Below are 12,908 nucleotides of genomic sequence, written 5' to 3'. Positions count from 1 at the left end.
AAAGGCTCTTTGTGCCCACCCGATCGTCTGCTCACACTCCGTTTTCCTCTGGCGATACGCTTGCTTCTCGAGATGGCGGCGCCGTCATCGGTCATGGCCGCAGTGAACAGGATCGGATCGCCCAGCAGCGCATATGGAATGACACGGATCAGGATCGCGATCGCCCGGACCTGATTAGCCTGCTCCTGCAGCATGCGCAGGAGACCCCGGATGCGCTCGCAGTGGTGGATGACCGGCACAGACTGACCTATGCGCAGCTCGTCGCCCATGCAACTGCTGTAGCGCGAAATTTGCGGGAACACGGTATTGACGCTGGTCAGAGTGTGGGAATCTCCCTGCCGCGCAGCGCGGAGATGGTGGTGGGTATCGTCGCCACGTTGCTCGCCGGTGGCAGTTTTGTCCCGCTAGACCCCTCGTGGCCGCAGGCGCGCCGGGAATCCGTCACCCACGATGCCAGCCTGAGCTTCGTACTCACGCCGGACAACTGCGCGCTCACCGAAGACGCGCTATTCGACCTCGATGCCACCCGCGAGCTGTTCACCCCGCCGTCCACGGACAGCGTTGCGTACGTCATCTTTACCTCTGGCAGCACCGGCCGCCCAAAGGGCGCAATGATCCGCCACGGTGCGATCGTGGAGCGCTTGCTCTGGCAGCGCGATCAGATCCTGTTCTTCGGCCGCGATGATGCCTCCCTGTTCAAGGCACCGCTGGCCTTTGATATCTCCATCAATGAGATCTTCCTGCCGCTGGTTTGCGGGGGCCGCGTGGTGGTGGCCGCGCCGGGCGTGGAGCAAGACCCCCAACGCTTGGCCCGCCTCATCCATCGCGAGGGCGTGACGTTTGCGTATCTGGTTTCGAGTGTTCTCGACGTCATGCTCAAACAGGCCGAAGGCACGAATCTATTAGACAGCTTGCGGCATGTCTGGTGTGGCGGAGAGATGCTCACCCAGGCGCTGTTCCGTCGCTTTCGCCAGCAGCTGGCCATCCCGCTGTACCACGGGTACGGGCCAGCGGAAGCTACCATCGGTGTCTCCCACGTCATCTACCGTGACGACGAGGATCGCCTCAACACGAGCATCGGTGTGGCCAATCCCAACTGTCGGCTCTATGTGCTCGATGAGCACCTGCGGGTGGTTCCAGACCAAGAAATTGGTGAACTCTATGTGGCCGGATTCCTGCTGGCCAAGGGGTATATCAATGCCCCAGGACTCACGGCCAGCCGCTTTGTTGCGGATGTGTTTGCGTCGGACGGAACCCGGATGTACCGCACGGGAGACCTGGTGCGCCGGCACAACGACGGCTCGCTGGAATTCGTGGGGCGGGCCGATAATCAGGTGAAAATCCGTGGCATGCGTCTGGAGTTGGAGGACGTGGAATCTGCGCTGGTGGGACACCCAGATGTGGAGGCGGCGAGCGTGATTGCTCGGGAGGGGCGACTGCTGGGCTACGTGACGGTGACTGCGGGCCTCGTGGGTGCTGCGATCCGTAGTTGGTGTGCCGAGGTACTGCCCGAATACATGGTGCCCGCGATTATCACCGTCATGGATGAGTTGCCGCGGACGGCCAACGGAAAAGTGGATCGGAAGGCACTGCCGGAACCTGATTGGAGCTCGCTCACTGATGCCCCGGCCGATGCTGAACGTGACGGGGAAACCGTTGCTCTGCTCGCGGAGGCAATGGCTGAAGCATTGGGGGTTAGCGCGGTGGGTGCGGAGACGGACTTCTTCGATATCGGTGGCGATAGCCTGCGGGCCATCACCCTGGTCTCGGCTCTGGGACGGCGCGGGGTGGAGGTGAGTGTGGGAGATATTTTCTCTGCGCGCACTCCACAGCAACTGGCTCGGTGCGCCGAAGAGCGCGGAACCTTCGTGCAGGATCCAGACGATGAACCAACCGGTGAGGTGCAGTCGCTGCCGATTCTGCGCTGGTTCGATTCCATTACTGATCACGTGGACGGCTTCATTCAGTCCGTGGAGTTTTCAGTTCCAGAAGATGTGGATGCGCAGCTGGCCGGGCGAATGGTGGCTGACGTGCTGCAGGCGCACCCTGCACTGCGGGCCCGTGTGCAGCGGAATCCCTTGCGGCTGGAACTCCCGGAGGAATCTGCCGAAGAAGCGGTGGCGATCCACCCCACCACGGACATCGCTGCGCTTTCTGAACTGCTGGATCCGGCAGTCGGAGTGGTGGTAGCGGCTGGGCTGGTGCCCGGAAGATTGCGCCTTGTGGTGCATCACCTGGTGGTCGATGGCGTGTCATGGAACATTATCGGCGAGGACCTCGCCGCGGCGTATCGCGGGGAACAGCTCGCGCCGGAGCGGACGTCCCTGCGCCGATGGACGCAGCTGCTGCAACAGGCCGTTGATACTGGCGAATTCGCGGAGGATGCCAATAGTTCCCTGCCCCCATTGCCGAGTGCAGATGAACCTCTGCGGGACCCGCAGGTGCCAGCGCTTGCTGATAGTCCCGAGAAAGCGCCCACAGTCCGTGAGGAGCGCAGCGTGGTACATGAGGCATCAGTGCAGATCACGGACGAATTACTGGGTGCGGTGCCCCACGCTTTCCGCACGGGGGCGAATTCCGTATTGCTTACGGCATTGAGCGTGGCGTTGGCGCGTTGGCGTCGAAACAAACAAACATGGACCCTGGTGGAGATGGAGGGGCACGGCCGCGAAACCCGATTCGTACCCGGGCCACAGGGCAGGGAAGCAGACCTTTCACGCACGGTGGGCTGGTTCACCTGCCTATATCCCATGCTGATCGACCCCACCCGGGCGGCAGTGCAGGAGGCCTCCACAGAGGTCGAGGGCAGCATCGCCCCGCTAGCGCTGGCACTCAACGCAGTGAAAGACCAGCTCGCGGCCATCCCCGGCAACGGCGTTCCTTACCAGGCCCACACCTGGTTGCATCAGTCCGCGAAGACCCCTCCGCAGGCACAGGTGCTGTTCAACTACTTGGGGCGCGTATCCGCAGGAGCACAAGATTTCGCTCCCGCGGGTTCCACCGGCCAACTCGGCGAGCAACGCGACCCGGACCAGCCGTTGGTCCGCGAGCTGGAGTTCAACGCGATCGCCGAAGACACCGGCGAGGGATACGTCCTGCGCACCACGATCTCCTGGGCGCGCGGCAGGATCTCCCCCGAACGGATCGACGAATTGGTCGCGCACTGGGATGTGGCATTGCGCGAGGTGGCAGCGCTTGCCGATCACGGCGTGTTGTCCGTGGGCGACGTTGCCCCCGCACCCGTGAACTCTGCGGACCTGGCACGAATCACTGCGCAGAGCTCCGCGGAGCTGCAGGACGTGCTGCCGCTGACCCCGCTGCAGCACGGCATGTACTTCCACTCGCTATTCGAGGAATCGGCCAGCTCGTATGTGGAGCAACAGGTCTTGCGGGTGGAATGCAGCGAACCGTTTGACCGGGAGCGATTCGCCCGCGCTGCGCGTAATTTGATCCGACGCCACCCCGCACTGAGCACCCGCCCTTGGGAAACTGACGGTGGCGATGTGGTTGCCGTGATTGATCCGGGGATTGCCGAGCATTTGCGGGTGGACTTTCGGGACGTGACGGTGCCTGCCGAGTTGGCTGGGCCTGGATTAGACGGGTGGCTCGTGCAGCGTACGGAAGAGATTGCCGCTGATGACCTCTCGCGGGGAATCTCCTTGCAGCCGCCCGGTGATGCCGCGCCCGAGCCGCTCATGCGATGGACCGTTGTGCTCCCGACCAGTGTCGATGGTGCGGTGTGTGGCCAGGACATCGCCGTGATCCAGACGGTGCATCACCTGATCGCCGACGGATGGTCCGTGCCCATCATGCTGCGGGATCTCCTGGAGATCTACCGGGATGACGATGCCCGAATCCCGCGCTACGACCCGGACGCCGGAATGGCCGGCAGCGTGCGATGGGTGGCGCGCAGAGACGCGGAAGCCGATATGTCCGTCTGGCGCGAGGAAATGCGCGAGGTACGCCCCACGGTGCTGTGCCCTAATCCTTCGAGTTCGCTCGAGCGCCGGGAGTTGCTGGTAGACGATCCGCGGACTGTTGGCTTGTCTGAGCGTGCTCGGGTAGCGGGTGTGGGCCTGCCGGATGTGGTGCACGCGGCGTGGGGGCTGGTCCTTCGCACCTTGGTGGGCTGCGAACCTGGGGCTGACGTGGTGTTTGCCACTTCCGTTTCCGGCCGTGACATTCCCGTTCTTGGCGTGGCCGATGCCGTGGGCATGCAGCTCAACACCATCCCGGTGGTCGCGCCGGGGCAATCTGATCCCACCCTGCCGGTGACCAGCATGCTGCACGCCATGGTCCATCACAACAATCAGGTCCGCGATGTGCAGCACGTCAGCCTGGCTGATATTGCCCGCGACCTGGGAACCAACGCCAGCGAACTGCTGGATACGTTGATGGTGGTGGAGGTGCCGCTATCTCCACAGGACGTGGGCTGCCCCGGCTCGCCACTACAGGTTGCTGACGTGCGCAACAATGGCGCGCCGCACTTTCCCCTGTCCGTCGTGGTCAACCCTTCCGCTGAGCACCCACTGCGCCTGATCTACGATCCGCAGCGAATCACCGAGGTACGTGCCGAAAGGATCGCGCAGATGCTCGCGGTGAGTGTGGATTCTTTGCTGTCTGAATCCGGTGCGGTGGCGACCGTGGGTGAGGTTGCAGAGGCGTTGGGTGCGGTATCTGGTGTGGACACGCTTCCTTCTTTGTGGCGACGCAGCTTCGAGCACTCCCGCGACCGGCCCGCCCTGACCAGCATCGGAGAAGACGGTGCTGCGGAGCATTGGACCTACGAAGAACTAGACGACGCCGCTCAGCGTATACGCGCTGTGCTGGACCGGAAGGTTGCCATCCACACCCCGAGAGTAGCCCTGCTCATGGAGCGCGATGCGTGGCAGGTTGCGGCCATTCTGGCGACCACGATGTCCGCCGGCACCTACGTTCCCGTGGATCCGTTGTCCCCGCAAGCGCGGGTGGAATTGATCCTGGAGGATTGCCAGCCCGATGCCGTGCTGGTGTCTCCCAGCGCGGAAAAAATGGTCTCTGAGCTGGTAGATTGTCCCGTCCTCGTGGTCAGTGAACAGACGATGAGCGGGGAAGCGAAGCCGCCTGCGGGCCGGTCGGCAAGCGTGGCCCGTGCCAATGACATCGCCTACGTGATCTACACCTCCGGCTCCACAGGGCGGCCGAAGGGCGTGGCCGTCACACACGCCAACGTGACCGCGATGCTGGGCAATGCTCGCAGCCACGTGGAGTTTTCGCAGGAGGACGTGTGGTCGATCAGCCACAGCTTCGCCTTTGACTTTTCGGTGTGGGAGATGTGGGCAGCGCTGAGCTCCGGCGGGCGTGCCGTGGTGATGCCGTATGCGCTGATGCGCTCGCCCGAGGATGCCGCAGAGGTGTTGCGTGCCGAAGCCATCACGGTGCTGAGCCAGACCCCAACCGCCTTTGCCGCGTTGGAGCCGCACCTCGGGCAGGACTCTGCGGTGCGCACGGTGATCTTCGGCGGCGAGGCCTTGGAGGCCCGCGCGGAGGCTGCCTACTGCAGTGCTCATCCGAATGTTCGGTTTATCAACATGTATGGCATCACGGAGACGACAGTGCACGTCACAGCACACGAATGCTCCGAGAATGCAGGGGAGGCCCGCAGCCCGATCGGCCGCCCGATGGACGGGTTGCGTACCTATGTTCTGGACGCGCAATTACAGCCGGTGCAGCCTGGAGAGACCGGCATGATGTACGTTGCCGGGCCGCAGGTCACCGCGGGTTATTGGGGGCTTGCTTCTACCACGGCCTCCCGCTTCGTGGCCGATCCTTTCGTTGGCGGCGGCGCGCGGATGTACTGCAGCAATGACATGGCAAAGGTGCTGAACAACGGTCATCTGGATTACGTGGGCCGCGCCGATAGGCAGGTGCAGCTGCGCGGTTATCGCGTGGAGCTGGGGGAGATCGAGAGCGCGCTGGAGAAGGTCAGCGGTGTGCGGGAGGCCACCGTGGTGGTCGTCGATCTGCCCGAAGGCCAGGTGCCGGGTGCGTTGTTGATTACGGATTCTCGTGCCGACGCAAAGGCGATCACCTCCCGAGCTGCCGCAGCGGCCCGAGACGCGCTCCCTGCCTACATGGTTCCGCAGCTATTCGCGGTGAGTACGCAGGTGCCGCAGACCATCAATGGCAAGCGGGATGAGCGCGCGATCCTGGACCTTCTGGGTGAGATTCCTGCTGCTCAGCAGGCTTCGGGCACCTCGGATCTGGTGGAGGCGATCTCGCAGGCAATTGCTGATGCACTTCGCTTGGACCGCGCCGAGGTGGAGCCGGACTCGGACTTCTTCCGCTTAGGTGGAGACAGTATTCTTGCCATCCGCGTTACTCACGCGCTGGCGCGCGCTGATCTCAACGTGACTCCGCGGGACTTCTTCTTGGGCCGCACGCCACGCAAGATTGCCGAGCGGGTCACGCCGCAGGCCACCCAGCAGAAAATCCAGGAAACAAGGCAGAGCCAGGAAGAAGCCCTGCCCAAGGACGGGCACCAGGAGATCTCGGGGGCTTTCCCCATCCCGGCGATGCTGCGCAGGCAGATGGAAAGAGGCATGAGCGACCGCTTTGTGCAGGCGCGCCGCTTGGATCTGGGGCCAGTCGCTGTGGAGGACTTGGAACAGGCCCTGCAGCAGGTAGCGCAGGCACATCCGATGCTTCGTACGCGCGTGGACACCAGTTCTGCGTTCGCGCACTTTGTTGGTGCCGAGGGAGACGGCCCTATGGTTGTGCGGGCTTTGGACGTGGATGCATTGATCGATCACATCGATATTGCTGCTGGTCGTAGCGTGGTGCTCGGGTGTGTGGATGGGTACGTCAAGGCCGTTGCTCATCACGCGGTGATCGATAGCGCCAGTTGGATGATTCTGGAAGACGATCTGCGCGATGCGCTCGCAGGGCGCAGGATTCTCTCCGGGCAGGCGAGCTACAAGGATCTTTGCCTGCAAGAACTGCACGATGCTCACACCGCAGCAGCTCAGGATGCCCTGCACTGGAGTGAACTGGCTACGCTGCCACGGCCCGTCGAGGACTCGAACCAGTGGAGTACGGATCATGTGAGCACGCTCGAAGTGAACATTGACGGACAGACCGCGCAGGTCCTGCAGAGCGTTGCACCCGACGTGATGGGTGTGGACGTTCAGGACCTCGTGGCAGGACTGGTGACCGTCGCGGTGGCTCGAACAATGGGCACGGACGCGCGGAGCTGGGCCGTGGACGTAGAAGGCCACGGACGTCCGGCTGATCATTCCTATGGTCGAACCCTCGGATGGTTTACCACCATCGCGCCGGTGGAAATCCCGTTGGCTGATCCAGCGGATGCAGCACGTGCCGCAGCGGAAATGCGCGCGCTCCACGAGGACGGCACAGCCCCGGACCGCCGCACTTATCAGGCACTGCGATACACACACCCGCAAGGGCAGCGAACCCTGGCCCATGGGGCACAGATCCTGGTCAACTACCTCGGACGGGGAGAGACTGGCGCTGTCCTCCACGCGCCGGGCGATGCCGCCTGCCAGTGGACGGATTACCTGGTGGAGGCCGATGTGTGGTCTAGCGAGCGGGCCGTAAGCATGGAGCTGTCCGTGGTGAATGCGGTGATTTCCGCCGAGCGTTTGCGCAGCGCCATCGGCGAGGTTGCTCGCGAGTTGCAGGAGCACGTCAGCCGCGAGCAATCCTCAGGACGCCGCGCTCCGCTGAGCGTGCTGCAGCGCGGAATCTGGTTCCAGTCACAGGTGGCAGCACCGGGTGCCTACGTTGCACAGACTGCGTTGACGTTTGACCGGAGACTGGATGCCGAGGCCGTGGTGGAAGCCTTCCGGGACACAGTGACCGTGCATCCAGCCATGGGCGCGGAGTTCCACACCGATGCTTCCGGCCAACCCGTGCAGAACTTGCCGTGGAGTGGACAGGGCATTGACCTCCCCGTCGAGACCACCGAAGGGGATCTCGAGGCGATCATGCACGCTGATCGCAGCGCGGGCATCGATCTCGCATCCGTGCCGCTGGCGAAGGCAACCATCGTCACCGGCCGAAGTGACGGACAGCCTGGCGACACGCTGCTTCTTACCTACCACCTGGTTCTGGTCGATGGTTGGTCGCGTGCAGTGATGCTGCAAACCTTCCTCGAGAGGCTGACGTTGAGGTCCGGCCAGGCCCGCACGCAGGGTGCGGGAGAGTTGGTTCCTCGCGGTTGTTCTATTGCTGACGCCCTGCTCGAGTCCGTTGACACTCGCAAAGAGCAGGCAGATAGCGACTATTGGGTACATCGCCTAGAGACGTTGTCTCAGCCCACGCTCGTTGCCCCGCAGGCCGCGGATATCTCTTCAGAGCACGCTGGTAGCGAGTTGCCTCGCCAGGTGTTTGCCGAGGTCAGCGAGCAGCTGACCGGCGCACTGCAGGAAAAGATCCGGGCGCAGGCCGTGACGTTGACCTCCGTGGTCAACGCAGCCGTGGCCGTGGCCTTGGGTGCTGTCACAGGGGATTCGGATGTGGTGTTTGGTCAGTCTGTCAGTGGCCGCGATGCCTTGAGCGACCCCGCCATGTCTGATGTGGTGGGAGTGCTGCTCAACACAGTGCCAGTGCGAGTGACAGCTCGGCCCGGCCAGAGCATAGAAGAACTGGTCCAGGATGTTTATCGCCAGCGCATCGAGGATATGGACCACGATTCCGCGGACCTCGGCGCCATCCAGCGGCAGCTGGGGGTAGGCACGCTGTTCGATTCCATGGTGGTGGTGCAGAACTTCCTCGATCCGCAGGCAGCAGCGGAACTTCGGGAACGCCACGGGGTTGTGGAGGAGCGCGCGGAAGATTCCACGCACTTCCCTCTGACCTGGGTATTCACTCCGGGGCCGAAGCTGGGCATCAAGCTGGAATTCCGCCACGACGTGGTGGACGAGTCCCTCGCACATTCCGTGCTCAAGGCCGCGACCGAAGTCCTGACCGCGTTTGTGGACACACCAGAGGTCCCGCTCGCTCAGCTGGCCCAGTTGGCGCCAGCCCGAGCGGAGGATTCTTCCCCGCAAAGCACGACGGAGCAGATGGCTTCCTGGCAGAAGGCCGAAGGCATTGACCGCACCATTGCGGATGAGCTCAAGGACACCGCCCAGCGCTTCCCAGATCGCATCGCGCTAGCGGATGACGCACAGCAGTGGACGTTCGGTGAGCTGATTGCTCGCTGTTCCGACATTGCGGAAAAGATCAAGAATTGCGGCGTGACCAGCGGCGATACTGTCGCCATTGCGGTGGAGCGCTCCGCGCATTCGGTGGTGGCTCTGCTGGGAGCCCTGTGGGCAGGGGTGCGCTACGCGCCGCTTGATCTGACGCACCCCGATGGGCGGCTCCGGGTCCTCGTGGAGGACAGCCAGCCCGCAGCCGCGCTGGTGGACTCGAGTTCTCGGGAGCGCATGGAGCGGATCGGTGCGCTTCCTTGCGTCGACGTCACCACTGCCGATTCCCACGCCACCACCCACACGCCTGCGGCGGTGCCCGGGGACGATGCCTACCTGATGTACACCTCCGGATCGACCGGCAAGCCCAAGGGCGTGGTGATCAAGCATCGCGGGCTGCACAACATGCTGGACAATCACCGGCGCAAGATCTTCGCCCCAGCTGCTGCCGATGGGCGGACGTTGCGGATCGCGCATGCCATCAGCTTCGCCTTCGATATGTCGTGGGAAGAGCTGTTTTGGCTGGTGGAAGGCCACGAGGTGCGGATCTTCTCCGAGGATTTGCGACGCGATGCTGCGGCCATGGTTGAGGCCATTCGCGCGCATCAGGTGGATGTCATCAACGTCACCCCGACCGTTGCCGAGCAGCTGCTCGCGGAGGGGATGCTGGAATCCGGCGCGCATCGCCCGCGGCTGGTGCTCTTGGGCGGCGAGGCTGTCTCGCACGGCGTGTGGGAGACCTTGCGAAAGGCCGATGACGTGCGCGGATACAACCTCTATGGACCCACCGAGTACACCATCAACGCCCTGGGTGCTGGCACGGATGAGAGCGCCACGCCCGTGATCGGAATGCCGGTGGATCGCACGGCGGCGTTCGTTTTGGACCCGTGGTTGCGCCCCGTTCCTACAGGAGCGCCGGGTGAGCTCTACCTCGCGGGCAGCGGCTTAGCGCAGGAGTATCATGGGCTCGCGGCGCGCACCGCCAGCTCCATGGTCGCCTGCCCGTGGGGCGCCCCGGGTGAGCGGATGTATCGCACGGGAGACATCGTCCGCGTGCGTGCGGATGGCATGTTCGAGTACCTCGGACGCAGCGACGATCAGGTGAAAATTCGTGGTCACCGCGTGGATCCCGGCGACGTCTCGGCCGCCGTGTCCCGCGGCGTTGATCCCCGCATCCTCCACTGCGTGACCGTTCCTGTTCGTATATCCGACGCCACACTCCTGGCCTGTCACCTCGTGGCCCCACAACTGCGCGATGCGGACCAGGGGGAGCGGCAGAGTTTCCTGACTGGCGTGCGTAATGCATTGCGCGAGGAACTGCCCAGCTACATGATCCCGGATCGATGGTCGATCGTGGATGAGTTGCCGGTGACGTCGAATGGAAAGACCGACCTTGCTGCACTGGGTGAGGGAGAAAGGATCACGGAGAAGGGCCGCGAACCGGCGAACGAAACCGAGGAGATCACGGCGGAGCTGTTTGCCGAATCGCTAGATATTGAGCCCGAGGACGTGCCGGTGGATGCTGATTACTTTGACATGGGTGGGCACTCCATGGCGGTCATCAAGCTCTGCGCACTGCTGCGTGGAGAGCTGGGAGTGGAGGTTGGCGTGCGCGAATTCTACGGTCTGCGGACAGTCGAGCGCGTGGCGGAGTTTGTGGAGGCGCGCTCGTAGATTCAGCCCAGCAATTCGGCGAGTGCCGGGATGATCCCGTGGCGCCACATCGCAGGGTCGTGGCCACCGGGCGTGCGGTGATTGGTGGTGGGAAAGCCGCGGCGTGTCAGGGCATCGGCCACTGCATCCACGTGTCGTTGCATGGGCGGCTCTTCTGCACCGCACGTCAGTACGATGCGTGCCAGACCGGAGCCACTGTGAGCCGCAGGATTTTCGAGTGAGGGGCCAGTGAGCTGTGCGGCAATGTCGCCTCCTGCGGGCCCGTCCGAGAGCGTGTCCGCGAGCTCTGCAGAACGGTCAGCGGACCACCAGACGGCAGGGGACTGGGCGATGGCTCCTTTGATTGCAGGCGTGGTTTCGGTGGAAGCCGTAAGAGCTGCGCGCAGGGCGGAGAGACCGCCGAAGCTTTGCCCCACCAGGACTATGTGGCTGCTGTTGATGATCGGCGGAAGCTCGGTGGCCAGTGCGCTGGCGAATGTTTGGGAGGTGTACTCCTCGCTGCGGTCTTTGGCTGCCGGCAGGAAGACGCGGTTGATCTGGGGGATAAGCCCTGCCGTGACTGCCCGGTCCAGTGCGCCCGTGAGGTCATGCAGATGGATCCAGTCATCGCCATCCAAAAACACCACGGTGGTATCCGCACCGCGGTCATCGAGGCGCGCGGTGCAGCGCCTGCCGAATACCTTCCGGTCGATGGACAGGCGTGCGCCGGGCAAGTCCGCGATGACTTCTGGGGAGCGAGGCGGCCAGAGTGTCTGGTCCACAGAATCGCCGCTCAATAGGCTCGCCTGTGGGCCTGCGCCGTGTGCGTTATGTGGATCGGGATATTTCAGCTCGCCGGATTGAAAGCTATAGGTCACTGCTGAGTGCGCCGGGATGCGCACATCGACGGTGGACATCGATTCGGTGAGCTCGACGTTCGAGCGGTAGGGGTCCGGGAAAACGAGGGCTTCCGCATCCGCGGGCACCGAGATTCGGTGAAGGGTGGTCACGTCCGGGGAGTCTGGCATGAAAATTGCGCCACTTTCATCATTGACTACATAGGTAAACCTAAGCTAACATCCCCTGCATGCGAGTTGCTGTTTTCGGCTATCAGTCGTGGGGACACCGGACGTTGTCTGCGGTCATCAATGCTGGTCATGAAGTAGTTTTGGTAGTTACGCACCCTGCCAGCGATCACCCTTATGAGCAAATGTGGGCAGACTCCGTTGAGGAGCTCGCCAGCGAACATGAGCTCCAGGTGTGTGTCACTGAGCGCGTGGGTCAAGACGTCATTGAGGCGTTGCGCGATGCTGCACCAGACATCATCGTGGCCAACAATTGGCGAACCTGGCTTCCTCCCGAGGTTTTCAGCCTGGCCAAGCACGGCGCATTGAATGTCCACGATGGTCTCCTGCCCGAGTACGCCGGATTTTCGCCCATCCTGTGGGCGCTGTTGAACCGGGAAACTCACGTGGGCGTCACTGTGCACGAGATGGATGAAGTGCTGGACGGCGGACCCATCGTTGCCCAGCGCGCGATCCCCGTGGGTCCGCAGGACACCACCACGGATCTCGTGGCCAAGACCATCGACCTCATCGAGCCCCTCGTGGAACGCGCATTGAGTGACGTCGCCCAAGGCACCGCCACTGCGCAACCTCAAGATCCCACCCGCGCTACGTACTTCCACAAGCGCGGCGAGCAGGAATCTCGCATAGATTTCACCCAACCTGCGGAAGATATCGCCTTGCTGGTCAGGGCGCAGTCCGACCCGTACCCCAATGCTTACTTTGAATTCCGAGGCCAGCGCGTCCGCGTGCTTTCCGCGCACGTCTCGCAGGGCCGCTTCGGCGGAACCCCCGGCCGAGTCACCATCCCTCACGAGGGAGGAATCGCGGTGGTCTGTGGATCGCCCCGTGCCAACGTGCCGGCGCCGGCGATTGTTCTGGATCGTGTTCGTCTCGACGACAACTCGGAACTGACCGCCACCGAATTCTTTGGACATAGGGCTGGATATATCCAACCAAAGGTTTGACCTTTCCCTTTTGTGTACGGGCCACGCCT

At 63.3% G+C, this 12,908-nt stretch carries 3 protein-coding genes; 2 read left to right on the top strand and 1 reads right to left on the bottom strand.

Going from position 1 to position 12,908, the window contains the following annotated elements:
- The first annotated feature begins 11 nt into the window (after positions 1-11).
- Positions 12-10,868, top strand: a complete 10,857-nt coding sequence (locus WM42_RS06635) for a non-ribosomal peptide synthetase (RefSeq protein WP_062036431.1) — start codon at positions 12-14, stop codon at positions 10,866-10,868.
- Between the two features lie 2 nt (positions 10,869-10,870).
- On the opposite strand, the gene WM42_RS06630 is transcribed toward WM42_RS06635, so the two are convergent.
- The gene (locus WM42_RS06630; protein ID WP_224784305.1) at positions 10,871-11,857 is read right to left on the bottom strand and encodes an alpha/beta hydrolase; all 987 of its coding nucleotides are present in this window, start codon (positions 11,855-11,857) and stop codon (positions 10,871-10,873) included.
- A gap of 77 nt (positions 11,858-11,934) precedes the next feature.
- Here WM42_RS06630 and WM42_RS06625 point away from each other — a divergent pair, with 77 nt between their 5' ends.
- Positions 11,935-12,879, top strand: coding sequence for a methionyl-tRNA formyltransferase (locus WM42_RS06625; RefSeq protein WP_005325328.1), 945 nt, complete (start codon positions 11,935-11,937; stop codon positions 12,877-12,879).
- Positions 12,880-12,908: the final 29 nt, after the last annotated feature.

It is taken from the genome of Corynebacterium simulans (assembly GCF_001586215.1).
Classification (GTDB): Bacteria; Actinomycetota; Actinomycetes; order Mycobacteriales; family Mycobacteriaceae; genus Corynebacterium; species Corynebacterium simulans.
The sequence above is the reverse complement of the archived record's forward strand: the minus strand, read 5'-3'. Positions and strand labels throughout refer to the sequence as shown.

Bases quoted from the DNA above. Each gene is read 5' to 3' on its own strand.
- WM42_RS06625 (WP_005325328.1), top strand. From the start codon at position 11,935: ATGCGAGTTGCTGTTTTCGGCTATCAGTCGTGGGGACACCGGACGTTG.